Below are 26,523 nucleotides of genomic sequence, written 5' to 3'. Positions count from 1 at the left end.
GTACTTGGACAGCAGCTCGCGCACTTCCATTTCCACCAGTTCCAGCAGTTCTGCGTCGTCGACCAGGTCGCACTTGTTCAGGAACACGATGATGTAAGGAACGCCAACCTGACGCGCCAGCAGGATGTGTTCGCGGGTCTGCGGCATTGGGCCGTCAGCTGCGGAGCACACCAGGATTGCGCCGTCCATCTGCGCAGCACCGGTGATCATGTTCTTGATGTAGTCGGCGTGGCCTGGGCAGTCAACGTGGGCGTAGTGGCGGCCGGCGGTTTCGTACTCAACGTGAGCGGTGTTGATGGTGATGCCGCGTGCTTTTTCTTCCGGAGCAGCGTCGATCTGGTCGTAGGCTTTCGCTTCGCCGCCGAATTTCTTCGACAGAACGGTTGCGATTGCAGCGGTCAGGGTGGTCTTGCCGTGGTCAACGTGACCGATGGTGCCAACGTTCACGTGCGGTTTAGTCCGCTCGAACTTTTCTTTTGCCATTTTGATTCTTCCTCAGAACTAGATTTAAGGTTGCCGGCCGGGAGGATCGCCCCCGGCCTTCAATTTACGGAATTACTTAGCTTTAGCGGTGACGATCGCGTCGATCACGTGCTTAGGCGCTTCGGAGTAGTGCTTGAATTCCATCGTGTAGGTTGCACGGCCTTGCGTTGCGGAACGCAGGGTGGTCGAGTAACCGAACATTTCGGACAGCGGCACTTCAGCTTTGATGATCTTGCCACCGCCGCCTGGGATTTCGTCCATGCCCTGCACCATACCGCGGCGGGACGACAGGTCGCCCATCACGGTACCGGCGTAGTCTTCCGGCGTTTCCACTTCCACAGCCATCATTGGCTCCAGAATCACTGGGGAGGCCTTACGGCAGCCTTCCTTGAATGCCATCGAAGCAGCCATCTGGAACGCGTTTTCGTTCGAGTCCACATCGTGGTAGGAACCGAAGAACAGCGTCACTTTCACGTCCACCACTGGGTAGCCGGCCAGAACACCGGTGTTCAGCGTGCCGCGCACACCCTTCTCAACCGCAGGGATGTATTCGCGAGGAACGGTACCGCCCTTGATCGCGTCCACGAACTCGAAGCCCTTGCCGGCTTCTTGCGGTTCGATCTTCAGCACCACGTGGCCGTACTGGCCGCGGCCGCCCGACTGCTTGACGAACTTGCCTTCGGATTCTTCGCAGGTCTTGCGGATCGTTTCGCGGTAGGCCACCTGTGGCTTGCCGACGGTCGCTTCCACGCCGAATTCGCGCTTCATACGGTCAACGATAATTTCCAGGTGCAGCTCGCCCATACCGCCGATGATGGTCTGGCCCGATTCTTCGTCGGTCTTCACGCGGAACGACGGGTCTTCCTGTGCCAGGCGGTTCAGCGCCAGGCCCATTTTTTCCTGGTCGGACTTGGTCTTCGGCTCAACTGCCTGCTGGATCACCGGCTCAGGGAACTCCATGCGTTCCAGGATGATCATCGAGGAAGGATCGCACAGGGTTTCACCGGTGGTCACGTCTTTCAGGCCCACGGCAGCGGCGATGTCGCCGGCGCGCACTTCCTTGATCTCTTCACGCTGGTTGGCGTGCATCTGCAGGATACGGCCCAGGCGTTCCTTACGGTTCTTCACCGAGTTCAGCACGGTGTCGCCCGAGTTGATCATGCCGGAGTACACGCGGAAGAAGGCCAGCTGGCCCACGAACGGGTCGGTCATGATCTTGAAGGCCAGCGCCGAGAACTTCTCGTCGTCGGCTGCCTTACGGGTAGCAGGCTGCTCGTCTTCGTCGGTACCGGCCACTGGTGGAATGTCCACTGGGGATGGCAGGTATTCGATGACGGCGTCCAGCATCGCTTGCACGCCCTTGTTCTTGAACGCGGTACCGCACAGCATCGGCACGATTTCGGAAGCGATGGTACGGGTACGCAGCGCTTTCTTGATCTCGGCTTCGGACAGGTCGCCCTCTTCCAGGTACTTGTTCATCAGTTCTTCGGTGGCTTCGGCAGCCGCTTCAACCATCTTCTCGCGCCACTCGGCAGCGGAATCGGCCAGCTCGGCAGGGATGTCCACGTAGTCGAACTTCATGCCCTGGGACGCGTCGTCCCACAGGATGGCCTTCATCTTGACCAGGTCGATCACGCCCTTGAAGTTGTCTTCGGCGCCGATCGGGATCTGGATCAGGACAGGGTTGGCCTTCAGGCGGGCACGCATCTGCTCGTAGACCTTGAAGAAGTTGGCGCCGGTACGGTCCATCTTGTTCACGAAGGCCAGACGTGGCACTTTGTACTTGTTAGCCTGGCGCCACACGGTTTCCGACTGTGGCTGCACGCCGCCCACTGCACAGTAAACCATGCAGGCGCCGTCCAGAACGCGCATCGAACGTTCCACTTCAATGGTGAAGTCAACGTGGCCCGGGGTGTCGATGATGTTGATGTGGTGTTCTGGGAAGTTGTTGGCCATGCCTTTCCAGAAGCAGGTGGTCGCCGCGGAGGTGATGGTGATGCCGCGCTCTTGTTCCTGCTCCATCCAGTCCATGGTTGCTGCGCCGTCGTGCACTTCACCAATCTTGTGGTTCACGCCGGTGTAGAACAGCACGCGCTCGGTGGTGGTGGTCTTACCGGCGTCGATGTGAGCGGAGATACCGATATTGCGGTAGCGCTCAATGGGGGTCTTGCGGGCCATAATTAATCCTAAATCTTTTAATGGACAAAACCGAGCAGCATTTTTCGATCAAAAAATGTGCCCGGCTTGAACAACAGATAAGCGGCCGGCACTGCCGGCCGAAAATTTTAGAAGCGGAAGTGCGAGAACGCCTTGTTCGCTTCAGCCATGCGGTGCACTTCGTCGCGGCGCTTCATTGCACCGCCACGGCCTTCCGCGGCTTCCATCAGCTCACCGCCGAGGCGTTGTGGCATGGATTTTTCGCTGCGCTTGTTGGCAGCTTCGCGCAGCCAGCGCATCGACAGGGCCAGGCGGCGCACTGGACGCACTTCCACAGGCACCTGGTAGTTGGCGCCGCCGACGCGGCGGGACTTCACTTCCACCAGTGGCTTGGCGTTGTTGATCGCTGCAGCGAACACTTCCAGAGGGTCCTTGCCGGACTTTTGCTGGATGTGGTCGAATGCACCGTAGATGATGTTTTCTGCGACCGATTTTTTACCGGACAGCATCAGAACGTTCACGAATTTAGCGACTTCGGTGTTACCGAATTTTGGATCCGGCAGGATCTCGCGCTTGGGTACTTCACGACGACGTGGCATGTTATTTCCTTCCTGTCTTCAGTTGAGCGCCAACTGTTCTGGCACTCGCGGTGGCCATCATAGCCATCCACTTACTCGGTCTCGCGACCGCCTCAACTTCAAATTAAACTGCTGGATTACTTCTTGGCTGCTTTGGCGCGCTTGGCACCGTACTTCGAGCGAGCCTGCTTACGGTCTTTCACGCCCTGGGTATCCAGAGAGCCGCGGACCATGTGGTAACGCACACCCGGCAAGTCTTTCACACGGCCGCCGCGCAGCAGCACGACGCTGTGTTCCTGCAGGTTGTGGCCTTCACCGCCGATGTACGAGATCACTTCGAAACCGTTGGTCAGGCGCACCTTGGCGACTTTACGCAGTGCCGAGTTAGGCTTCTTAGGAGTGGTGGTGTACACACGGGTGCACACGCCACGCTTTTGCGGGCAGTTTTCAAGTGCCGGCGATTTGCTCTTCACGACCGCAGCGGTACGTGGTTTGCGAATCAGTTGATTGATGGTTGGCATCGTTCTAAATCCAACAAAATTACAGCGTTGACAACCCGAACCCGCAGGTCCGGGGGCTAAAACCGATCTCAAAGAGATGCGTTGCAGAGGCACGAAAAGCCACCCTCAGCGGAGCGGCCGGTCAAATGCGTAAACGAAGCGCAGACTAAATTGAGAACTCGCGAGTATATACGCCCCCTTCCGCCCAGTCAACCGCTTTGCGGAAAAATTAGGCAACCTGCCGTGCCCGCCACACTGACACCATGGGGCCAGACCCCATGGTGTCAGTGCCTCAGCCATAATGGCGGGATGCGCCTGCTGCTCCGCCCCTCCCATCTTTTCATTTTAATAACTTATCTGGCCCTGTCGGCGGTGCCCTTCGTTCCGCTCGCGCTGGGAAAGCCGGTGCCGCAGGCCTGGCAGATCCTCGGCATCGAGATCGTGGCCTGGGCTGCGGTGTGGGCGGTTTTCGGCCGGCCGGCGCGCTTTCACTGGCTGCTGCTGCCCGCCTTCCTGGCGCTGCCGACCGAAATCTACCTGATCGTGTTCTACGGACAGGGCATCTCCACCCACCACCTCGGCATCCTGGCCGAAACCAGCCCGAAAGAGGCCATGGAATTCCTCGGCCGCAAGGTGTGGAGCATGCTGGCCGTGATGGTGCTGGTGGCGGTGTGGTGGGTGGCAAGCTTCCGCGCCGCGCGCCAGACCCGGGAACTGGACTGGCATGACGCGTCGCGCTGGGTCGTGGCAGGACTGCTGGCGGTATTCGGCCTGCTGGGCGCCTATGCCTGGGAATTCGGTGTCCGGCCCGCCAGGCCGGCGGCGGACGCCTCGGACAGCTCCTCCGCGTCCGCCCTGTCCGGCGCTGCCGTCACCGGCCTGAAACTGGGCGCCCTGCCGCGCTGGGCCGCGGTGCCGGTGGAATTCGATGCCTTCATCAAGTCCTGGCCCTTCGGCCTGCTGGCGCGCGGCGTGGACTTCTATAAGGAGCGCCGCTACCTGGCCGAACTCAATGAGCGCAGCAGCCATTTCCGCTTCGGCGCGCACCAGGTGGCGATCGACAGCACGCCGGAAGTGGTGGTGCTGGTGCTGGGCGAATCGTCGCGCTATGACCGCTGGAGCCTGAACGGCTACACGCGCGACACCAATCCCCTGCTGTCGAAGGAAGAAAACCTGGTGGCGCTGAGCGATGTGGTGACTTCCGTGGCCGCGACGCGGCTCTCGGTGCCCGTCATCATCTCGCGCAAGCCCGCGATGCAGAGCCTGAAGGACGGATTTACCGAAAAATCCTTCGTCAGCGCCTATAAGGAGGCGGGCTTCAAGACCTGGTGGCTGTCGAACCAGATCTCCTTCGGCAAGTTCGACACGCCGGTGTCCGTGTTCGCGAAGGAGGCGGACGTGATCCAGTTCCTGAACCTGGGCGGCTTCACCAACAACTCGAATTTAGACGAGATCCTGTTCGAACCGCTGCAGCACGCGCTGTCCGATACCGCGTCGAAAAAGCTGATCGTGCTGCACACGCTGGGCAGCCACTGGAACTACAGCCAGCGCCACCCGCAGTCCTTCGACAAATGGAAGCCTTCGCTGTTCGGCATCGACAAGCCGGTCTACACCGACCTCGATATCAAGCCGCAGCTGAACAACAGCTACGACAACTCCATCCTGTATACAGACTGGTTCCTGGCGCAGGTGATCGGTTCTCTGAAGGCAAGCGGCAAATCCGCCGCCCTCCTCTATGTGGCCGACCACGGCCAGACCCTGTACGACGGCAGCTGCCGCATTGCCTTCCACGGCCACAATACTCAGTATGAATTTCACGTGCCGGCATTCATGTGGTACTCGGACCAGTACATGAAGCGCTATCCGGACAAGATCGAACTGCTGGCCAAGCGCCGCAAGGCGAAGCTGGCCACGGAAAACATGTTCCACACCCTGCTGGACATGGCCGACATCCGCTACCCCGGCGACCGCCTCGAATGGAGCTTCCTCAGCCCCGAATTCAAGCGCCACAAGCGCTATGTGGACAGCTATGGCTGGGCCAACTACGACAACTCCACCTTCAAGGGCGATTGCCGCGAAGTGATCGACAAGGGCAAGCCGCTCAGCCGCAACTAGTTCGCCGGACATGCGGACAGCGCGGACACCGCGGACGCCGGTTTCGGCCACACCGGAACCCATAAGAATCAATGACTTAGGGATTGGCACGGTTCCTGCATAAGTGCAGGCATCGCTTAACCGTCCACAGACTAAGAACATGATCCGAGATACATCCCATCAAGACGCCGTGATCGCGCCGCCGCCGAACCACAAGCTCAAGCGCAATATCGTCATCGGCGCGGGCGCTGCGGCGCTGGCCGCCGTTGCGCTGTACCTGTACGGCGGCTGGGCCGGCAGCAGCCAGTCCGTGAACATCGCCCGCCTGCGCATTGCCGAAGTCACGCGCGGCACGCTGATCCGCGACGCCGCCGTCAACGGCCGCATCGTTGCCGCCGTGAGCCCGACGCTGTATTCCACCGCGCCTTCGTCCACCGTGACGCTGAAAGTGAAAGCCGGCGATACCGTGAAGCGCGGCGACGTGCTGGCCCAGCTGGAATCGCCGGACCTGCAGGACGAACTGAAAAAGGAACAGTCCACCTACCAGGAGCTGGTGGCCGAAGTGGGCCGCCAGCAGATCCTGGCGCGCAAGCAGCGCCTGCTGGCGCAGCGCGACGCCGACACCGCCGAAATCGACCGCCTCTCGGCGCTGCGCGTGCTGCAGCGCTACGAGAGCGTATCGAACGTGGACATCATCGCGAAGATCGACCTGCAGAAGGCAAAGGATGCCGTCGCTGCCGCCGAGATTCGCGCCAAGCATGCGAACCAGGCCTCTACGCTGGAGAAAGACAACGTGGAGCTGGAGCTGAAAACGAAGCAGGCGCAGTTGGAACGCCAGAAGCTGAACCTGGCGAATGCCCAGCGCCGTGTGGATGAACTGACGGTGCGCGCACCGGTCGATGGCTTCATCGGCACCCTGTCGGTCGCAAACCGCAGCGTGGTGCAGGCGAACACGCCGCTGATGACCCTCGTCGACCTGTCGGCGCTGGAGGTTGAACTGGAAGTGCCGGAGACCTATGTGAACGACCTGGGCCTGGGCATGAGCGCCGAGATCCTGGTCAACGGCGTGAAGACGACCGGCAAGCTGTCCGCGCTGTCGCCGGAAGTGGTGAAGAACCAGGTGCTGGCGCGCGTGCGCTTCGATGGCAAGCAGCCGGACGGCCTGCGCCAGAGCCAGCGCGTGTCGGCCCGCCTGCTGATCGACGAGAAGCCGAATGTGCTGCTGGTGGCGCGTGGCCCATTCGTGGAGTCCGAAGGCGGACGCTATGCCTACAAGGTGGTGGACGGCATTGCCGTGCGCACGCCGATCCAGATGGGCGCCACCAGCATCAATGCCGTGGAAATCATCAGCGGCCTGAAACAGGGCGACAAAGTGGTTGTCGCCGGTACCGAAACCTTTGAAAACGCCCCGCGCGTTTCGATCAACAAGTAACACTTCCCTATCAAGAAGAGAGGCCACCATGCTGCGCATGACTAACCTGAGCAAAGTCTATCGTACCCACATGATCGAAACCCACGCGCTGCGCGGTTTCGAAATCCACGTCAAGCAGGGCGAGTTCGTGACCGTGACCGGTCCTTCCGGTTCCGGCAAGACCAGCTTCCTGAATATCGCCGGCCTGCTGGAGGAATTCACCGACGGCGAATATATCCTCGACGGCATCAATGTGAAGGGTATGGACGACAACGCCCGTTCCAAGCTGCGCAACGAGAAGCTGGGCTTCATCTTCCAGGGCTTCAACCTGATTCCCGACCTGTCGCTGTTCGATAACGTGGACGTGCCGCTGCGCTACCGGGGCTTCAATGCCGCCGAACGCAAGGAGCGCATCGAGGACGCGCTGTCCAAGGTGGGCCTGGCTTCGCGCATGAAGCACTACCCGGCCGAACTGTCCGGCGGCCAGCAGCAGCGCGTGGCGATCGCGCGCGCACTGGCCGGTTCGCCCAAGCTGCTGCTGGCCGACGAGCCGACCGGCAACCTGGATACCCAGATGGCGCGCGGCGTGATGGAGCTGCTGGAAGAGATCAATGCCCAGGGCACCACCATCCTGATGGTGACGCACGATCCGGAACTGGCTACCCGCTCGCAGCGCAATGTGCACATCATCGACGGCCAGGTGTCCGACCTGGTGCGCAAGACCCCAACGCTGGTGGCTTAAGGAGCGAGCATGTTCAGCTACTACTTCAAACTTGGCCTGCGCAACCTGCGCCGCAACCCGGCGCTGACGGCGCTGATGGTGCTGACGCTGGCCATCGGCGTGGCATCGAGCATCAGCACCCTGACCATCCTGCACGTCATGTCCGGCAACCCGATGCCGCACAAGAGCGACCGCCTGATCGTACCGCTGTTCGACAACGGCCCGATCGAAGGCTACTCGCCGGGCGATGAGCCGAACGACAACCAGCTGAGCTACGGCGACGTGCAGCGCCTGCTGGCCTCCGGCAAGGGCGAGCGCCGCACCGCCATCATGGGCCTGGGCGGCGCTTTCGAACCGGACCGCAAGGACGTCAACGCGTTTTCCGCCACCGGCGCCGGGCCGACCAAGGACTTCTTCGCCATGTTCGACATTCCCTTCCTGTACGGCGGCGCATGGTCCGAGGCCGACGACAAGGCGGCGACAGACGTGATGGTGCTGACCCGCGCCCTGTCGGAAAAGCTGTATGGCGATGCCAACCCGGTCGGCAAGCGCGTGCGCTACAACGGCTTCGACTACCTGATTACCGGCGTGATGGACAAATGGGATCCGATCCCGCGCTTCTACCGCGTGGTCGGCAAGGGCGCCTTCAGCACCGAGGATGAGTTCTTCATTCCGCTGAGCAGCGCAACCCGCCACGAGTTCAGGAACAGCGGCAACACCAACTGCAGCGGCGGCAACCGCGATCCCGGCTACCAGGCTTTCCTCGACTCCGAATGCACCTGGCTGCAATTCTGGTTTGAGCTGCGCTCCGCCAGCGACCGCAGCGACCTGCAGAACTACCTCGACGCCTATGCCGCCGAACAGCGCAAGCTGGGCCGCCTGAAACGCAATGCGCCGAACCAGCTGTTCGACCTGATGGAGTGGATGGACCACCTGAAAATCATCGGCAACGACAACAAGCTGTCGGCCTGGCTGGCGTTCGGCTTCCTGCTGCTGTGCCTCGTGAATACCGTGGGCCTGCTGCTGGCGAAGTTCTCGGTGCGCGCCTCCGAAGTGGGCGTACGCCGCGCGCTGGGCGCCTCGCGCAAGGAGATCTTCCACCAGTTCCTGACCGAGACCGCGGTGGTCGGCCTGGTCGGCGGCCTGCTTGGCCTGCTGCTCGCCTTCGGCGCGCTGGCCCTGATCGCCATGCAGTCCAAGGCGCTTACCATCGTCGCCCATCTGGACTGGGTGATGCTGATTGCAACCTTCGCGATGGCCGTAGGCTCGGCGATCGTGGCGGGCCTGCTGCCAACGTGGCGCGCCTGCCAGGTCACGCCCGCCATCCAACTTAAATCCCAGTGAGGCCCAGCATGGAAATCCGACCAATCCTTTCTGCGCTGATGCGCAACAAGACCGGCCCGATCCTGGTGGCGATCCAGGTCGCCATCAGTCTCGCCATCCTCGCCAACGCCCTGCATATCGTGAATGTGCGGCAGGGCGTGATGGCGCGTCCGACCGGCATTGCGCACGAAGAGGATGTAATCCACGTCCAGATCAACAACCTGAAAACCAGCGACGAGTTCAACGAAATCCTGGCCGAGCAAAAGCGCCAGCGCGACGTGCTGCGCGCAGTGCCGGGTGTGGTCTCGGTGGCGCAAACCAACCAGACCCCAATTTCCCGCTCCGGCTGGAATTCGGGCATCGCCGCCGACCGCAAGCAGCAGAAAGTCACCACCGGCGCTTCCTACTACTTCACGCCGGACTCCCTGGTGAAAACCTGGGGCCTGAAGCTGGTGGAAGGCCGCGACTTCGCGCCCACCGAAGTGATCGACGTCGATGAACGCAAGAGCAACGAGACGCCGAAAATCGTCATCATCACGCAAGCCCTGGCGAAGAAGCTGTGGCCGGACGCCACCAGCTATGTCGGCAAGCCGATTTACCTCGGCACGGGCGACGATGCCGACGAGCTGCGCGTGATCGGCGTGACGGAAGCGATGCAGTCCACCGGCGGCGAGGTGGGCGAACGCGGCGAGATGTCGACCATGGTGCCGATGCGCCTGATCACCTCCCCGCGCGCCATGTACACGCTGCGTGCCGAGCCGGGCCAGCGCGACCGCGTGATGAAAGAGGTGGAAGAGGCGCTGCAGAAATCGGCCAACAACCAGGCCGTGGTGCGCGCCAAGACCATGGAGCAGGACCGCAATGACCGCTACCGCGCGGACAAGGGCCTGGCCTGGATGCTGATTACCGTCAGCGTGCTGCTGATGCTGGTGACTGCCAGCGGCATCGTCGGCATGGCCAGCCTGTGGGTGATCCAGCGCCGCAAGCAGATCGGCGTGCGCCGCGCGCTGGGTGCGAAGAAGGTGGATATCCTGCGCTACTTCATCACCGAGAACCTGATGATCACCAGCGCCGGGGTGGCAGCCGGCCTGCTGAGCGCCCTGGCGCTGAACCAGCTGCTGGTGTCCAAGCTGGAGATGGCGCGGCTGCCGGCCGACTACCTGCTGGGCGGCGCCGCCATCTTCCTGGCGCTGGGGGTGGCAGCGGTATATGGCCCGGCATGGCGCGCCGCCAGCATTTCGCCGGCCACCGCCACCCGCGGCGTCTGAGCCGCCCTGCTTGATGTTATGCTGACGGCATGCCTACTACACTGATCATTGACGACAATGCCGCCGTCGCCGTAGCGCTCGAAGTCCTGTTTTCCCTGCACGACATCGACGCGCTGCGCGCGAGTTCTCCCGAGGAAGGCCTGGCGCTGCTGGCGCAGCGCGGCGCCAGCATCGACCTCGTGATCCAGGACATGAACTTCACCGCGGACACCACCTCCGGCGAGGAAGGCGTGGCGCTGTTCCGCGATATCCGCCAGCGCTACCCGGACCTGCCGGTGATCCTGCTAACGGCATGGACCCACCTCGACGCGGCGGTGGACCTGGTGAAGGCCGGCGCGGCCGACTACCTGGCCAAGCCCTGGGACGACAACCGCCTGATCGCCACCGTCAAGAACCTGATTGAGCTGGGCCAGGCCAACAAGGCCCTGCGCCAGCGTCTGCAGGGCGAATTGCGCCAGCGCCGCGAACTGGAACAGTTCGACCTGCGCGGCATGGTGTGGAACGACCCGGCCACCGAACGCGTGCTGACCCTGGCCTGCCAGGTGGCGCGCGCCGATGTGCCTGTGCTGATCAGCGGCCCCAATGGCACCGGCAAGGAACGCATTGCCGAAATCATCCAGGCCAATTCCGCCGTGCGCAACGGGCCCTTCGTGGTGCTCAACTGCGGCGCCCTGCCTGCGGAACTGATTGAAGCGGAACTGTTCGGCGCCGACGCCGGGGCCTACACCGGCGCCTCCAAGGCGCGCGAAGGCAAGTTCGAGGCGGCCGATGGCGGCACCCTCTTCCTCGACGAAATCGGCAACCTGCCGCTGGCCGGGCAGATGAAGCTTCTGCGCGTGCTGGAAACGGGGCGTTTCGAGCGCCTGGGCTCCAACCGCGAGCGCCAGGTGCGGGTGCGCGTGGTCAGCGCCACGAATGCCGACCTGCCGGCGATGATACGGGCCGGCACCTTCCGCGAAGACCTGTATTACCGCCTGAACGTGATTGAACTGAAGCTGCCGCCGCTGGCTACGCGCCCCGGCGACATCCTGCCGCTGGCGCGCCATTTCCTCGGCAACGGCAAGCGCCTGCAACCTGCCGCCGAGGCGGCCCTGCTGGCGCACGGCTGGCCCGGCAATGTGCGCGAGCTGAAGAACGTGATGGCGCGCGCCACCCTGCTCACCAGCGGCAGCGAGATCGACGCCCAGGTGCTGGGACTGCCCCTGCCATCGTCCGCCGGCAGCAGCGGCGCCAACGGCGACAATGAACCGGACCGCGACGCCATCGCCCAGGCCCTGAGCCGCGCCAACGGCGTGGTGGCGCAGGCGGCGGCGGAGCTTGGACTGTCGCGGCAGGCGCTCTACCGCCGCATGGAGCGGCTCGGTATCGCCCGTTCCTGATGAAACGCGACGCACAGGGAGGTGGCGGCGAAGGCCGGGACGGCGGCCCGGACGCCGAGCGGCGCCGCGACGGCAAGCGCGCCGCGCCGCGCAGGCCGCGCGGCCTGCGCCTGTCGCTGATGACGCGCTGGTCGGCCCTGATCGCGACGCTGCTGTCGCTGGGCGTGCTGATCGCCATCGGCCTCGATTACCTGTTTCCGGACCAGCCGCTGCTGGTGCTGGGCGTCTGCCTGCTGTGCGTGGTGCCGCTCTCGGTGATTACCATCCGCGCGCAGATGGCGCCTATCCTCTCGCTGTACCGCGCGCTGGGCGGCACCGTCACCAGCTACCGCGACGGCGACTTCTCCTTCAGCCTGCACTGGCCGCAGAACGATGAACTGAGCGACCTGGTGGAGGCCCACAACCAGCTGGGCCATGTGCTGCGCGAGCAGCGGCTCAACCTCGTGCAGCGCGAACTGCTGCTGGACACGATGGTGCAGAACACGCCGGTCGCCATGCTGCTGGTGGGCGACGGCGGCGCCGTGGTGTATGCCAACGTGTCGGCCCGCCACCTGCTGAACGAAGGCAGGAAGCTGGAAGGCCACCACCTGCAGGAGCTGCTGGCAAACGCTACGCCTGCCCTGCGCGACGCGATGAAGCGCGGCGGCGACGGCCTGTTCACCACCGGCGAAAACGAGGAAGAGGAAGTGTTCCACCTCGCGCGCCGCCGCTTCAACCTGAACGGGCGGCGCCACGAACTGCTGCTGCTGCGCCAGCTCACGCTGGAGCTGCGGCGGCAGGAAGTGCAGACCTGGAAAAAGGTGATACGCGTGATCAGCCATGAACTCAATAATTCGCTGGCGCCCCTGACTTCGCTGGCGCATTCCGGCGCGGAGCTGGTGCGGCGCGGCCAGACGGAAAGGCTGCCGCAGATCCTGGCCACCATCGAGGAACGCACGCGCCACCTGGAGGGCTTCATTCTCGGCTACGCGCGCTTCGCCAAGCTGCCCGCGCCGCGCCCCGAGCCGGTGGCCTGGCCCGGCTTCCTGGACAAGCTGGCGGAGCAGGTGGCCTTCCGCCGCAGCGGCGACCTGCCGGAAGAGCATGCGCTGTTCGATCCGGCGCAGATGGAACAGGCCCTGCTCAACCTGTTGAAGAACGCCCACGAATCCGGCTCCGCCGCGAACGCCGTGGTGCTGGATGTGCGCAAGGTGCAGGATGCAATCCGCATCGAGGTGCAGGACCGCGGCCCCGGCATGAGCGATGCAGTGCTCACCAATGCCCTGGTGCCCTTCTACTCCACCAAACGCAGCGGCACCGGCCTCGGGCTGGCCCTGGCGCGCGAGATCGCGGAAGCCCACGGCGGCCGCATCACGCTGGCCAACCGCGACGGCGGCGGACTGACCGTGACCATCATCCTGCCCGTGGTTCCGGCGGCGGAGTAGCTGCGCTGGTAAACTGCGGGCATGCAGAAGCAACGATTCGACCTGCCGGGACATCCCCCGGCCACCATTACTGAATTCCAGGGCGTACGCTCGCTCCATCTCGGCACCTCCTGGGTGCAAGGGGCCATGCGCCTGTCCAGGCCCGATGTCATCGAGCTCGAATACGTGCGCATGATGATGATGTGGATGCTGTTCATGGATAATCCGCGCCGCATCGTGCAATTGGGCCTGGGCAGCGCCGCGGCCACCAAGTTCTGCTACCGGCGCTTTCCGCAGGCCGACGTTACGGCCATCGAGCTCAATCCGAACGTCATCGCCATCTGCGAAGCGCTGTTTGCGCTGCCGCCGAACGACGAACGCCTGCATGTGCGGCAGATGGATGCCATGGATTTTGTGACCGACCCTGCGAACCACGGCACGGTGGACGTGCTGCAGGTGGACCTGTACGACGAGGAGGCGCGCGGGCCGGTGCTGGATACTCCCGAGTTCTACCAGGCCTGCTTCGACTGCCTGGCCGAGAACGGCATCATGACCACCAATGTCTTCGGCGATTTCAGCAACTACGGCAAGAACATCCAGGCCATGGAGCTGGTATTCGATGCCGTAGTATGGCTGCCCGAAGTGCATGACGCGAACATCATCGTCATCGCCTTCAAGCAGTCGCCGTCACTGGACTTCAGCGTGCTGTATGAACGCGCGGGCGCCATCAAGAAGCAGTACAACATGAACGCCAAAGACTGGGTCAACGGCCTCAAGTCCTGGATGCTGGACCATCAGTGACCGCTGGCCCGGTGCATGCCTAGCGGGCGGCGCAGAAGCCCACGTCGCGGTTGCTGCTGTTGGCGGCGAGGTCCTTGTTCCAGTCAGGGCCGGAGACCTGCATGCTGGCGCCGTTCTGGACGATCTTGCCGCTCCAGTGCGAGGTGACGGTGCCCGCCACCGGCACCGTCACCGTCCAGTTCACGGCTTTCGATGACGAGGCGTTGGTCACAACCACATTGGCGCAGTAGCCACTGGTCCAGTCGTTGCTGATGACCACCGTGCCGGTGACGGAGCCTGCCGGCGGCGGCGGCTCGTTCGGCGGCGGCGCAGCCTTGCGGGTGGCGCAGAAGCCGACTTCACGCGTCTCCTGCGGATCGATATATTTATTCCACTCGGCGCCCGATACATTCAGCTTTTCTTCGGCAACCGTATACACGCCGCCCCACAGCGAATTCACGCTGTCCGTGAACGGCAGCGCCACCTTCCACTCGCCCGGATAGTCGCCGGTGTTCTTCACCAGCAGGCTGGCGCAGTAGCCGCTGCCCCAGTCGTTGCTGACATTGAGCGTGGTGCTCAGCTGCGGCGGCGGAGGCGGCGGCAGCGGGTCGGGGTTGGGGCCCGGATCGGTGGCGTTCGGATCGAGGAAGGCTTTCTTGACGGCGAACAGCAGCGGGTTGTTCACGCCGTTCGTGGTGCCGTAGTTCACCAGCCAGATAATGGTGCCGCCCGCGCCCTCGCCTTCGCGCGTGCTCTGCGACCATGCGCCCTTGGCGGCAATGCTGGTTTCATCCTCATAGCTCACATAGCCGGTGGCGCCGGTGTTACGGGTGGACGGCGTATAGCCGCCGCCCGGATAGGTGCGGTAGCCCATCTGCGACGATGCTTCGAAGCCGTAGATGCCATTCGACAGATAGCCATGCTTGGCCAGCTGCGCATAGTTCCAGGTGACGTCATTGACCGAGAAGGAATTGAAATCGTAGCCCGCGGTCGGCTGGCCCGGATGCGTGAACGGCGGCTTGTAGGCCAGGCCGTAGAAGCCGATGCCCATGCCGATCTTGCTGCGCGGGATACCGGCATCCACATACAGCTTGATGCTGCTGGCGATGTCGGTCGGGCGCGAACCGGTGCGGCCCGTGAGCGGAGCGAAGGTAGTGGTGTCCCAGCCTTCGCCAAACCAGGCCATGCCGTAGCTCATGATATTGAACTGGTCCACCAGCCCCGCCACGCGCACATCGTGTGCGCTGGCTGCCTGGTAGTTCGGGTTCAGGGTGCCGGCCGGGAAGGTGATGATGACCGGCCTGTCCTGATAGCGCGGGCGGGAATTCGCTTCGGCACGCAGGTCGATGATCAGCTGCTCCAGGCGCGCCTGGCTTTCGGTGTCGCTGCTGTCGATGCCTTCCCAGTCCACGTCGATGCCGTCGTAATCGCGCGAGACCATGAAGTCCACCAGGTTCTTCACGAAGGTGGCGCGCACGCCCGGCGCGGTGGACGCGCTGAAACCGGCATTGTCGCCCTCGCCGCCCAGCATGATGATGGCCTTGGTGCCCACATGGTGGGCGCGGTCCACCAGGTACTGCTCCACCGTGCGGTAGGGCGCGCCGGGGCCGATCTTCTTGCTGGTCTGCGCGTCGCTTGCCCCCAGCAGCACCTCGCCCGGCTGGCCGCCGAACTTGCCGCCGCCCGGGCCGATACGCGCGAAAACAAAGTGCGTCATGGCCCGCATGTCCACGTGCTGCGGCGCCTGGTAGTCGCTGTTGTTCCAGAAGTAGCCGCCGTAATAGCCAGTGACCCATTGGCCGCCCTGGGCCTGGGCGGTATTGATCGAACCGAAGGCCGAGAAGGCCAGCAGCGCAGCGGCTGCCATTTTGAAGGTCTTGTTTCGCATTTTCTGCTCCGTTTAGATGCTGTACGGCAACTTTAACGGAAGCGTCACTGCGGAATTGTCGGAAAAATGTCCCCGACGGTAGGTCTTTTGTAGATAGCCACTAGTTATGGGGGCATAAGGTTACGGCAAATTCTCATGCTGAGCACGCACTATTTTAGAGCGTGCCTTTCTCGCAACAATACGTTACAAGCAGCTTGGAGTGCCAGTCTGCGCCGCAGTAGGATTGCCAGCGCAGCAATACCAGAACGTACTTTATTACGTCGAAAAATAAACAACGAGAGATCCTGCCCATGACAAAAAGTCCCCAGTTTTTCCGTCGTACCCTCCTCGCCAGCGCTGCACTGCTGGCGGCCAGCGGCGCCTTTGCGCAGAACGATGCCGCCGCGGTTCCCGAACAGCAGACCGTGGTCGTTCTGGGTTCCCGCTCCGCTGCCAAGACGGCGCTCGACACCGCCGCCCCGGTTGGCCTGATCAGCCTGAAGGACATGCAGACCGCCGGTCCGCTGGAGCTGGGCAAACTGCTGCAGACGCTCGACCCGTCCTTCAACTTCTCCAACACCTTCATCAGCGACGGCACCGACATCATCCGCCCGGCCACCCTGCGCTCGCTGGGCCCGGACCAGCTGCTGGTGCTGGTGAACGGCAAACGGCGCCACCAGCAGGCGCTGGTGAACGTGCAGCAGACCGTGGGCCGCGGCTCGGCCGGTACCGACATCAATGCGATTCCGCTGTCCGCCATCCACCATATCGAAGTGCTGCGTGACGGCGCGGCGGCGCAATATGGCTCGGACGCGATTGCGGGCGTGATCAACATTGTCCTGAAGAGCAATGTCAATGAAACGGCGCTGAGCGGCACGCTGGGCACCACCTCCGAACACGACGGCGACCTGATCTCCGGCAGCGTGAACCGCGGCTGGGCCATCGGCCAGGACGGCGGCTACATCAACGTGTCGGTCGAAGGCCGCCGCCGCAAGGAAACCAACCGTGCCGGCCCGGACACGCTGCGCGTGAACCCGCCGCGCGTGACCCAGCGCATCGGCGACAGCGATGCCAAGGACGCCTACCTGTGGTGGAATGCCGCGCTGCCGGTGGACGCTTCCGGCGAGTTCTACTCCTTCGGCGGCGCCTCGAAGCGCAAGGGCGACTCGTCCGGCTTCTACCGCTCCGCCGGTGACGGCCGCACCGTGCCTGCCGTGTACCCGAACGGCTTCCTGCCCAACCTCCTGACCACGGTGAAGGATGCATCCTTCGCTGTCGGCTACCGCCGCGACCTGGCGAACGACTGGAAGGCCGACATCAGCGTGAACCACGGCCGCAGCGAGCTTGGCTTCCACGAAGGCCAGACCATCAACGTCAGCTACTGGTATGAGCCGAAACCGGGCGGCGGCATCTATGCGGAATCGCCGCTGGAAGCCGATACCGGCAAGCTGAAATTCAACCAGACCACCTTCAACGCCGACCTGAAAGGCCCGCTGAACGTGGGCGGCAAGGATATCTTCCTCGCCACCGGCTTCGAATGGCGCCAGGATAATTACCAGATCGTTGCGGGCGACCCGATGTCCTACCAGTATGGCCGCACCAACAACCCGGCCATCGTGATCCGCGACCAGAACGGCGATATCGCCGCCTCCGGCGCGCAGGGCTTCCCTGGCTATACGCCGGGCACCGCCGTCGATGACGGCCGCCACAACATCGCGCTCTACCTGGACGTGGAACACCGTCCGGTGCCGGAGCTGCTGCTGGCGGGCGCCGTGCGGTACGAGAAGTACTCCGACTTCGGCAACACCACCACCGGCAAGGTCAGCGCGCGCTGGGATCCGTCCAAGCAGGTGGGCGTGCGCGGCAGCCTGTCCAGCGGCTTCCGTGCGCCGGGCGTGCAGCAGGAGTTCTACAGCTCCGTGTCCACCAACCTGAACTCGGCCGGTGTGCTGACCGAAACGCTGACCGCGCGCCAGGACAGCGCCGTAACGCGCGCCCTCGGCATCAAGCCGCTGAAGGAAGAGACCTCGCGTAATGCCAGCATCGGCCTGGTGCTGCGTCCGGCGGCCAACTTCTCGCTGACCACCGACATCTACCAGATCAAGATCAAGGACCGCATCGTCTTCTCCAGCAATATCGCTCCGGAAGCCGGCGGCGGCCCGATCGCCAATGTGCTGGTACCGCTCAAGGTCGGCCAGGCGCAGTTCTTTACCAACGCGGTCGACACGAAGACCCGCGGTATCGACATCGTGGCGGAACACACGAACAAGATGCCGGGTGCGACGCTGGTGCTATCCGGCCAGCTGGGCTTCAACAAGACCGAAGTGACCGACCGCCACTCGACCTCCAGCATCCTCACCGGCGAACAGCTGTTCGACAAGGCGCAGGTGCTGCTGATCGAACGCGGCCAGCCACGCCAGCACCACGTGCTCGCGGCCGACTACACCCGTGGTCCATGGAACTTCAACACGCGCGCCAACTACTATGGCGAAGTGCAGGGCCAGGGCTTCACCGGCGACTACGTGCAGACCTGGGATGCCAAGTGGCTGCTGGACATGACGGTGCGCTACTCCTTCAGCAAGAAGACCAGCCTGACCTTCGGCGTGAACAATGTGTTCGACACCTACCCAACCAAGTGGGATCCGGTGAAGGCCGCTCCGTTCCCGCAGCTGGGCTTCACGCACTGCTGGGAAACCTGCCCGTTCGGCGTGAACGGCCGCTCGATGTACGTCCGTGTTGATACGGCCTTTTAATTAAGGCTTGCGGTTGGCGGTGAATGCCGCCAGGTGAATGATCGCCGCCAACCGTTTTACCAGTCCTTCGATCTGCTCCGCAGGCACCTGCGCGTAGCCCAGCATCAGTCCATTCCACCCCGTCTCACCGATCGCGTGCGCGCTCAGCGCATTGACGATAATGCCCTCTTCACGCGCGCGCTGGTTGATGTCGATATCCGAAATGCGCTGGTCGCGGAAGCGCAGCGAAAGGTGCATGCCGGCCGATGCGCCGTGCACTTCGGCGATTTTTCCCAGGTGCTTGTGCAGCGCCTCCACCAGCACGTCGCGGCGCTGCCCGTAGAGCCGCCGCATGCGGCGCAGGTGCAGCGCAAACTGGCCACTGCGCAGGAACTCCGCCAGCGCAAGCTGCTCTGCCGTGCGGCCGCTATTCGCCGACTGCGCGCGCATGGTAGCCATCGGGCCTGCCAGCTCGGGCGGCACCACAAGGAAGCCGATGCGCAGGCCCGGATACATGGTCTTGCTGAAGGTGCCGCAGTACAGCACCGGCGCATCCGGCGCCAGTCCCTGCATCGCCGAAAGCGGCGGGCCGTCGTGGCGGAATTCGCTGTCATAATCGTCTTCGATAATCAGCGCCCCGGCGGCGCGCGCGCCGTCGATCAGCGCCATGCGCCGCTGCAGCGAGAGCACCGTGCCCACCGGATACTGGTGCGACGGCGTCGTGTAGATCAGCCGCGGCTTGCGGCGCTTCCAGTCCGAGGCTTGCGGCGCAATGCCTTCTTCATCCACCGCAATCGCCTCCAGCTTCAGGCCCGCACTGCGGAACGCGGCAATCGCACCGCCATAGCCGGGGTTCTCCATCCACACGGTTTCGCCGTCGTCGGCACAGGCGCGTGCGCATAGCTCAAGGCTGCTCTGACTGCCGTCCGTAATGAAGACCTGGGACGCATCGCACACCACGCCGCGCGAGGCGCGCAGGTGGTCCGCAATCGCCTCGCGCAGGCTGGCGTCGCCGGCCGGGTTGCCGTAGTTGAGCTGGCGCGACTCGATCGCGCGCCAGGCACGGTCCAGCATGCGGCGCCACAGGGCGAGCGGGAAGCTGTCGAGATCAGGCACACCCGGCACGAAGGCCGACGCCACGCTGGCGGAGGCGTGCAGCCGGCGCAGGTTCTGCGCGCGCTTCGACAGGCCAGCCTGCGGCACCGGCGTGCGCTGCCTGCCCTGTTCGGGAACGATGCTGGCGACGATGGTGCCGCGCTTGTCCGTGGTCACAAAACCTTCGCTGGCCAGCTGCTCATACGCATACAGCACGGTATTGCGCGCCACGCCGAGCTCCGTGGCCAGCGCGCGCGTGGCCACCAGGCGGGTGCCCGCAGCCAGCGTGCCGTCGCGGATGGCCGAGCGCAGACATTCGTGCAGCAGGCGCTGGCGCGGCCAGGCGCGGTGGCCGTGCTGGCTGGTGAAGGCGGAAATGAGCAGCGCGTAGTCCATTGTGGCTCCATGAAATCGGGTATGGCTGGACCTTTTTTCAGGGCCAGCCAGCACATTATATTGTGGACTCATCAACCACCAAAGGGAATCACGCACCATGACACAGCCTGCAGCACCTTCCGCCCGCACCCGCGTGCGCCGCGCCGCCAACCGCGCCTCGTATGAAGACGGGACGCTGAAAGCGATCATCGATGCGGCCTACGTCTGCCACGTTGCGTTCGCGGACGAGGAAGGCGCGCACTGCATTCCCACCGCCTGCTGGCGCAGCGGCGAGCACCTCTACATCCACGGCTCGAACGGCAGCCGCATGCTGAAGGCGCTGCTGGCGCAGGATGCCTGTGTGACCATCACCCATCTTGATGGACTGGTGATGGCGCGTTCGGCCTTCAACCATTCGATGAACTACCGCTCCGCGATGATCTACGGGCGCTTCGAGCTGGTGGAGGGCGATGGCAAGCACGAAGCGCTGGCCGCTTTCATGGAGCACCTGGCGCCGGGCAGGCAGCAGCAATCGCGCCCCGGCAACGAAAAGGAATATGCCGCCACGACCGTGCTGCGGGTGGCGCTGGATGAAGCGGTGTGCAAGGTACGCAGCGGCGGGCCGAAGGACGATGAGGAAGACATGGCGCTGCCGGTATGGGCGGGCGTGCTGCCGCTGGTGCAGCAGCGTGCCGCGCCGGTACGCGATCCGGCATGTTCGGCGCCCGCGCCGGACTATGTGGTGGGCTGGTCGCTGGACTAAGCGTTCAGCGGCGCTCGCGCCACCACAGCGCGAGCATCGCCGCCGCGAACAGGGCGGCCCAGCACCACCCGGGCAGCAGCGCTGCTGCCTGCGCCGGCCCTGCAGTGCCGGTGCGGCTTTCCACTGAGGCCCTCGCAGGGGTCCTGCTGCGCGCGGCGTAGCGCGTGGTGGCGTCATGGCGCAGGGCGCGCTGCCATGCGGGCCAGTCGCCGTTTGCGAATACATACAGCTGCGTGGCGGCCATGCCGTTTGCGCCCACGGTCAGCCATCCGGCACGTTCCGGCCACACGGCGGCGCAGGCGGCGCCGGAACGGTCTGCGCGCGGCAGCAGTTCCACCTTTGCCGCGCCACCAGCCACAAGCTGGCCTGCCGCCAGCCCATCTGCGCAGATTTCCGTGCGCAAGCCCGGCAACGGCATCGGATCCGGGAAGCGCCACGTCTTGCCGGCGGCGCTTTCGCCAAGGCTCTGGTCGAATACGGTTTGCCACCACTGTGCCAATGCCAAGGGCTCGCTGATGGCATAACGGTGCCAGCCGCTGACCGACAGCCAGCTGATGCGCCCTTTTCTCCAGCTGCGCTGCGACAGCCATGGTTCGCCTTCGGCATCCACCGCCATTGCACGCCAGCCGGATCCTTTTGCCACAGGCAGAAGCGGCGCTGCCGCCAGCTGCAGCTTTGCGGCCTGGCGTTGCGGGTCGTCGCCTTGCGCGGGCGCCAGCCGCAGGTCCATCGCGCGCTGCCAGAACCCGGCCTGAGAGGCGCTGCCGCCCAGCACCAGCATGGGCGTACCTTCCCCTACCTGCGCAAGCAAGGCCGCCAGCGCTTGCGGGGCGAGCCCCTCGGCATAAGCAGCGTCGATCACGATGCCATGCGGTGCACTCAGCACTTCAGATGGCGTTTCGCTGCGCGCCACCGACTTTCCGAGCTGCGTGCGCCAGTCCAGTACCGCCCCGCTATCCGTCAGCAGCTGATTCAGTGCGCGCGCATCGAAAGATGGCGACGCGAAGCGCCCTTGCAGCCGCAGCGGCATGGGCGCCTGCACAAGCAGAGGCACCGGGCCTTCCGCAATGGTCTTGCCTGCGGCGTTGCGCAGCCGTGCCGTCAATACCATCGATTCCGCAACGGGCGGCAGCCATGTGAGCGACAGCATGTTCCCGCGGCCGTCCGCTTTCGCCTCGGCCAGAACCTGCCCGTTCTCGGCAAGCAGTTGCGCGCTCCAGGGCTCCGGTGCCGAGGGACGGCGGATGGTCAGCGCGAACACCCGGCCCTGGGCGATCGAACGCGGGAAATCAAGCCACAGCTTGTCCTGCGGGGCCGGCTGCCATTCCATCGGCAAGGCCGGAAGATCGTTCCACATGGCCTCACGCAGCCCATCGCCCCGCACCCGCAGGCGTTCGGCCTGCGCTGCATTCGCCAGTCCGGCCCGCAATGCGGTTGGGTCTTCCGTATCCAGCGTTGCAGTGATGGCCCTGGGCGGAACACGTTCATGCAGAAGCAGCGCAGCGAGCGCGAAGCCTGCCAGCAGCACAAGGCCTGCGTCCGGCCACTGCCCGCGCCGGAGATAGTGCAGTGCGGCCAACAGGCCAACGGCGGCAGCGAGCATTGGCATCATGGCTGCCTCCCTTGCGCAAAGGCGTCGCCGACCGTGTTGCGTGGCGCCGGTTTCGCCTGCAAGCGCAGCTTTGCGGCGAGGGTGCTGCGCAGCCAGGCACGCAGCGGCGCCCGGCACGATGCGCAGCCGTCCTGCACTTCCTGTACCAGCACCAGCGCGGCGAGACGCTTGTCATCCTCGGCCAGCGCCGCCAGCGCTTCACGCGCGGTACGCGGCCACAGCGCTGGCAGTGCACCCTCGCCTGCCAGCGCCCCGATCAGTTCACGCACTTCGGCCGGAACGGCGTCCGATCCGCCGTCCTGCTTGCGCTGGTAGCTGCGCGCGCCGATGGCATCGCCGCTCAGGCGCTTCTCCTCCTTGATGGCAGGCGGAACGAAGGCGGTGCGGTGCAGGTAGATGCGCTCGGCCTGCTGCAGCTCCTTGATGGCGTCGAGCGCCTTATTCTCAGGCGCCAGCGCGGCTTTGGGCGTGATCGCCGCCAGCGCCTTCTCTGCATCCCACATCGCGGAGATGGCGCGGCGCAGCACTTCCTTCGTTTTCGGGTCGAAGATGGTTGCGTTGTCTTCCATATCGTGGGCGTGCCCGAACTGCGCCGCGAGGTTGGTGCTGCCGTCCATAGGCTTGTGGCCGTGCCCATCGCCTTCGTGGTGGTGGTCTTCATCGGCGAAGAGGGTCGATTCCTCGCCCAGGAACTGGCCGTAGCGGCGGCGCAGCTGCGCCTGGTCCGCAGCAATCCCTTCGCTGCGTTCGCGCACCGCCGCTGCGCTCAGCTTCCCGCCCTGCATGTCGGACAGCAGCTGCTCGGTATCGATGATGATCTGCCGCTGGCTGCGCAGGTTCTCCGGCTTTACCATCGACGGCAAGGCCGATGCATCGAGCGATTCGGCTTCAGGGCCCGGCAAGCGCAGCGTATAGGTCGGGGTCTGGACGGTATGGGGTTTGTCCGGCGCGTTATCGGTGACGCGGACGAAGAAATACAGCTCATCGCCCGGCTCCATGCCGAGTTCCGTGAGCAGCCAGGTCTTCTGCCAGTTGCGCGTGCGCGGATCAGCGGAGCGCGGCAGCGGCACTTCCCTGTCGCTGAAGCGAATGTTCTCGCCGCTGCCGCGCGCCAGCGTCAGGTGCAGCGTGGCCCGCTCGATCGCGTAATCGTCCTTTGCGCTCACGGCGATGGCGGCGGTTTGCGCATCCCTGGCCAGCACCGTGACCGCTTCCTTTGGCGTTGTGATCGACACAGTTGGCGCCTGGTCCGGTATCACGCGGATGGTGTAGCGTGCCGCGCCCTGTTCCCTGCTGCGCCAGAACACGGATTCTGTCGCCGTCCATGCCGCACATGCGCCGGCGCGCACGGCCAGTCGCTGGCCGATGCTGATCTCGATTTCGGCATCCTTGCCTTTGGCGCACCAGCGCACTTCCGAGTGCTGCGGCAACTGCAAATCACGCGCTTCGGTGTCGAATGGCCGGGCTCCCGTGTAGGCGGACGGGGTGACGCGCAGCGTCAAGCTGCCCGGAAACGCCTGCGGCCCCACTTGACGAGCCGGTGCGGCGCCGTCCGCTCGCACATGTGGTGCTGCGGCGAGGACGGCAATTGCCGCTGCCGCAATCAGCGCTGCAGCTGCCGGAATCAGGTTGATACGGATATGCCGTTTTACCAGTGCATATGCGAAGCCCTCTTCGAGCGAATGGGCGCGGCCGGCAATCCTGCTGCGCTGAAGCTTTGCCACCACACCCTGCGGCTCCTGTGCGAGCAGGCCGCTGCTGTCTTCCAGCTGCGGATAAGCCTCGTTCAGCCAGCCGGCCCATTGATGCCGCACGCGCCTGCGAAGCGCGCTGTGGTCCCAGACGATCCACACAAGGACCGCCAGCATGATGGCGCCGCCTGAAGCGAGCAGCGCTATCCCTCCTTGCATGGCCACGGTGAAGGCCAGTGCTGCGGCGGGCGCCACGGCGGCACCGATCCAGCCTGGACACCGGCGGCGGATGGCTGCGCGTTCGAGTTCCTTGCGTAGCGGCAGGGACAGATCAGCGGCGTCGGACATGGGCTGTGATCCGTTCGAGGATGAAAAACAGGAGCAAGGCCCAGGCCAGCCAGTCGGATGGGCGTTGCTGCTGGCTGCTGCGGACGGCAGGGTTGGCAACCAATGCGGCCGATGGCATCGGATAGGGACCTGGCTGCAGGTGCAGCTGCTGCCATGTTTCGTAGATGGCGGCTGCAGTGCTTCCACTCGCCGCAGGCCAGTCGGGAGAACGCCAGACACGGCCCTGTGCGGAATCCGCGATGGCCAGGCGCAGCCCATTGACCTCGATTGCTATCGCGCCGGCAGGTGCGGCGCCGGTGCGCCACCACAGTGGGGATTTCCATGCGGCCGGAGGATTGCCGTCGCGGTCCCATATAACGAGTTCCGTGTCCGCATCCGGCACCTGGCTGATATCGAACCTGTCGCCCGCCGCGCCGAATGCTGCGACCAGTGCGCGCCATTGCGGCTCGCGTTCCGGTGTGCTGGCGAGGACGATGTGGCGGGTTTGTGCCGCAGGCTTCCGCGCATCGGGAAACACCCGCACTGTCACCGGCAGCGAGAACTGCGGCAATAGCGCGGGCATGGGCAATGCGCGCGCCAGCACCAGTACCCGGGCGTTGCCGCGGAACTCATGCTGGTGAGTTGCCAGCCATTGCAGCGGGTCTGTGGAGAGCTGCACGGTGTTCGCGCTGGAGAGTCCAGCTACCGCTTGCTCGCGTGCGGAGAGCCCGGGCGGGATGTCTGACGTGGCGAGCACGGTGTCGCCGCGCCATGGCATCACAGTAACCGCCAGCCATGCGATCAGCGCCAACAGCAGCAGCAGACGGAACAGCAAGAGCAATCGTTCCTGCCAGCGCGGCGTGCGCTGCTGCTGTGGCGTGGTGGCCGGCAGGAAGCGCGCGGTTGCCAGCAGACCGGCCTTGTGGCGCTCGCGGCGGCGCATGTGCAGCCAGAGCGGCACCAGAAGCACCGGCAGCGCGAGCCACCACCACGGCTGGAGGCTGGCGATCACCGGGCACGCTCCGTGCGCAGCCAGCGCCGCAATACCTCGCCCAGCGGCTGCTCGATACGGGCTTCCAGCAACGGGACGTCGCTTTGCACGCAGGCCGCGCGTACGCCGTCGATGTGCGCGGCCAGTGCATGCAAGTACTCCGGCCTGTCGGCATCGGCCAGGCGGTGGAGGCCCGGCGCCACAGCTGAGCTCCTGTCCACCTTGGGGTCAGGCACCAAGGTGGACACGGGCTCGGCTGCGGGGCGGGGCGGTTCGGGGTCGCGGTAGGCGGCGGAGGCGGGGATGGTGCCTTCGGCTTCGGCTTCGGTGCGCAGCATCAGCAGGCGCACGTCGTGGCGCATGCGGCGCAGGCGCAGCAGGGCATCGCCCTGTGCCGAAGGCCAGTCCAGGAAGTCGCTGGCGGCGAAGACCATGGCCGGCGCGTGCAGGAACGGCATGGCGCCGCGCAGGCCGTCCGCTTCAGGCAGCAGGCCCGCCGGTTTGGCGCGCATGAGGGCGGCCAGCACGCGCTGCAGCTGGCGTGGGCCGCGCGATGCGGGGACGAATTCGGTTCTTCCATCGCAGCAGATCACCAGGCCGAAGGCATCGCCCTGGCGCTGCGCTATCGCGGCCACGCAAGCCAGCGCAGTGCGCGCGAACCAGTGTTTGTCCAGGCCCTCGATACGGCGGCTTGGCTCGGCCATGGAGGCGCTGGCGTCCAGCCAGAGCCAGACGGCGACGTGGCTGTCGCGTTCCGCCTCGCGGACGTAGTACCGGTCGGCGCGTGCCAGCAGCTTCCAGTCCACGCGCCGCCATTCGTCGCCCGGCGCGTAGGCGCGGTATTCGGAGAATTCAACGCCCGCACCGCGCTCGCGGCCCGCATGAATGCCATGTCCCAGCCCCGCCAGCACATGGCGGATGACCAGATCCAGGTTGGCGGAATGCGCCAGCAGCGACGAGGTGTCGAGCATTG

At 64.6% G+C, this 26,523-nt stretch carries 20 protein-coding genes; 10 read left to right on the top strand and 10 right to left on the bottom strand.

The window, feature by feature from the left end; genetic code table 11:
• The 4 genes from ACJRPG_RS24145 to rpsL form a co-directional block, all read right to left on the bottom strand.
• On the bottom strand, window positions 1–483 hold a 483-nt coding region (locus tag ACJRPG_RS24145), incomplete at its 3' end, for a GTP-binding protein (RefSeq protein ID WP_408000000.1).
• A 72-nt stretch (window positions 484–555) separates the two neighbouring features.
• Window positions 556–2,661 carry an elongation factor G gene (gene fusA / locus ACJRPG_RS24140; RefSeq protein ID WP_408002660.1) on the bottom strand — a complete coding sequence of 702 codons (2,106 nt, stop codon included), beginning with the start codon at window positions 2,659–2,661 and terminating at the stop codon, window positions 556–558.
• A 107-nt stretch (window positions 2,662–2,768) separates the two neighbouring features.
• Entirely contained in the window at window positions 2,769–3,239 is a 471-nt protein-coding gene (gene rpsG / locus ACJRPG_RS24135) for a 30S ribosomal protein S7 (protein WP_050409780.1), read from the bottom strand.
• Window positions 3,240–3,355: 116 nt separating this feature from the next.
• On the bottom strand, window positions 3,356–3,739 hold the full coding sequence (gene rpsL / locus ACJRPG_RS24130) for a 30S ribosomal protein S12 (protein WP_231767594.1): 384 nt from the start codon (window positions 3,737–3,739) through the stop codon (window positions 3,356–3,358).
• 288 nt (window positions 3,740–4,027) lie between these two features.
• On the opposite strand from rpsL, the gene ACJRPG_RS24125 reads away from it, so the two are divergent.
• From ACJRPG_RS24125 to ACJRPG_RS24090, 8 genes are all read left to right on the top strand, one after another.
• Entirely contained in the window at window positions 4,028–5,833 is a 1,806-nt protein-coding gene (locus ACJRPG_RS24125) for a phosphoethanolamine transferase (RefSeq protein WP_408002659.1), read from the top strand.
• 139 nt (window positions 5,834–5,972) lie between these two features.
• On the top strand, window positions 5,973–7,244 hold the full coding sequence (locus ACJRPG_RS24120) for an efflux RND transporter periplasmic adaptor subunit (RefSeq protein WP_408002658.1): 1,272 nt from the start codon (window positions 5,973–5,975) through the stop codon (window positions 7,242–7,244).
• A gap of 28 nt (window positions 7,245–7,272) precedes the next feature.
• Window positions 7,273–7,965: an ABC transporter ATP-binding protein gene (locus tag ACJRPG_RS24115; protein ID WP_408002657.1), complete on the top strand. Its 693-nt coding sequence runs from the start codon at window positions 7,273–7,275 to the stop codon at window positions 7,963–7,965.
• Between the two features lie 9 nt (window positions 7,966–7,974).
• Complete coding sequence (locus ACJRPG_RS24110) at window positions 7,975–9,288, top strand: ABC transporter permease (protein ID WP_408002656.1); 1,314 nt, start codon at window positions 7,975–7,977, stop codon at window positions 9,286–9,288.
• An 8-nt stretch (window positions 9,289–9,296) separates the two neighbouring features.
• A complete protein-coding gene (locus ACJRPG_RS24105) occupies window positions 9,297–10,535 on the top strand; it encodes an ABC transporter permease (protein ID WP_408002655.1) in 1,239 nt (412 codons plus the stop codon).
• A gap of 29 nt (window positions 10,536–10,564) precedes the next feature.
• The gene (locus tag ACJRPG_RS24100) at window positions 10,565–11,914 is read left to right on the top strand and encodes a sigma-54-dependent transcriptional regulator (RefSeq protein WP_408002654.1); all 1,350 of its coding nucleotides are present in this window, start codon (window positions 10,565–10,567) and stop codon (window positions 11,912–11,914) included.
• A 119-nt stretch (window positions 11,915–12,033) separates the two neighbouring features.
• Window positions 12,034–13,338, top strand: coding sequence for a sensor histidine kinase (locus tag ACJRPG_RS24095; RefSeq protein WP_408002661.1), 1,305 nt, complete (start codon window positions 12,034–12,036; stop codon window positions 13,336–13,338).
• A gap of 21 nt (window positions 13,339–13,359) precedes the next feature.
• Window positions 13,360–14,118, top strand: a complete 759-nt coding sequence (locus tag ACJRPG_RS24090; protein WP_408002653.1) for a spermine/spermidine synthase domain-containing protein — start codon at window positions 13,360–13,362, stop codon at window positions 14,116–14,118.
• Window positions 14,119–14,137: 19 nt separating this feature from the next.
• Here ACJRPG_RS24090 and ACJRPG_RS24085 read toward each other — a convergent pair whose 3' ends face one another.
• Entirely contained in the window at window positions 14,138–15,985 is a 1,848-nt protein-coding gene (locus ACJRPG_RS24085) for a glycosyl hydrolase family 18 protein (protein WP_408002652.1), read from the bottom strand.
• Window positions 15,986–16,275: 290 nt separating this feature from the next.
• Here ACJRPG_RS24085 and ACJRPG_RS24080 point away from each other — a divergent pair, with 290 nt between their 5' ends.
• On the top strand, window positions 16,276–18,717 hold the full coding sequence (locus tag ACJRPG_RS24080; RefSeq protein WP_408002651.1) for a TonB-dependent receptor plug domain-containing protein: 2,442 nt from the start codon (window positions 16,276–16,278) through the stop codon (window positions 18,715–18,717).
• Here ACJRPG_RS24080 and pdxR read toward each other — a convergent pair whose 3' ends face one another.
• A complete protein-coding gene (gene pdxR / locus ACJRPG_RS24075; protein ID WP_408002650.1) occupies window positions 18,718–20,187 on the bottom strand; it encodes a MocR-like pyridoxine biosynthesis transcription factor PdxR in 1,470 nt (489 codons plus the stop codon).
• A gap of 97 nt (window positions 20,188–20,284) precedes the next feature.
• Here pdxR and ACJRPG_RS24070 point away from each other — a divergent pair, with 97 nt between their 5' ends.
• Window positions 20,285–20,929, top strand: a complete 645-nt coding sequence (locus tag ACJRPG_RS24070) for a pyridoxamine 5'-phosphate oxidase family protein (RefSeq protein WP_408002649.1) — start codon at window positions 20,285–20,287, stop codon at window positions 20,927–20,929.
• Between the two features lie 4 nt (window positions 20,930–20,933).
• Here ACJRPG_RS24070 and ACJRPG_RS24065 read toward each other — a convergent pair whose 3' ends face one another.
• From ACJRPG_RS24065 to ACJRPG_RS24050, 4 genes are read right to left on the bottom strand one after another with little or no spacing between them, the layout of a single operon-like run.
• Window positions 20,934–22,541, bottom strand: a complete 1,608-nt coding sequence (locus tag ACJRPG_RS24065; protein WP_408002648.1) for a hypothetical protein — start codon at window positions 22,539–22,541, stop codon at window positions 20,934–20,936.
• Window positions 22,538–24,580 (bottom strand): DUF4175 family protein, encoded by a 2,043-nt coding sequence (locus ACJRPG_RS24060; protein WP_408002647.1) that lies wholly within the window; start codon window positions 24,578–24,580, stop codon window positions 22,538–22,540. Before ACJRPG_RS24060 ends, ACJRPG_RS24065 begins: the two co-directional genes overlap by 4 nt.
• On the bottom strand, window positions 24,564–25,571 hold the full coding sequence (locus tag ACJRPG_RS24055) for a BatA domain-containing protein (RefSeq protein ID WP_408002646.1): 1,008 nt from the start codon (window positions 25,569–25,571) through the stop codon (window positions 24,564–24,566). The genes ACJRPG_RS24060 and ACJRPG_RS24055 overlap by 17 nt, the downstream gene beginning before the upstream one ends.
• On the bottom strand, window positions 25,568–26,521 hold the full coding sequence (locus ACJRPG_RS24050) for a DUF58 domain-containing protein (RefSeq protein ID WP_408002645.1): 954 nt from the start codon (window positions 26,519–26,521) through the stop codon (window positions 25,568–25,570). The genes ACJRPG_RS24055 and ACJRPG_RS24050 overlap by 4 nt, the downstream gene beginning before the upstream one ends.
• Between the last annotated feature and the right edge of the window lie 2 nt (window positions 26,522–26,523).

Origin of the sequence: Pseudoduganella rhizocola, from assembly GCF_045984285.3 — a bacterium.
GTDB lineage: Bacteria > Pseudomonadota > Gammaproteobacteria > Burkholderiales > Burkholderiaceae_D > Rugamonas.
Note: the sequence above shows the minus strand (reverse complement) of the source record. Positions and strands in the feature narration are given on the sequence as shown.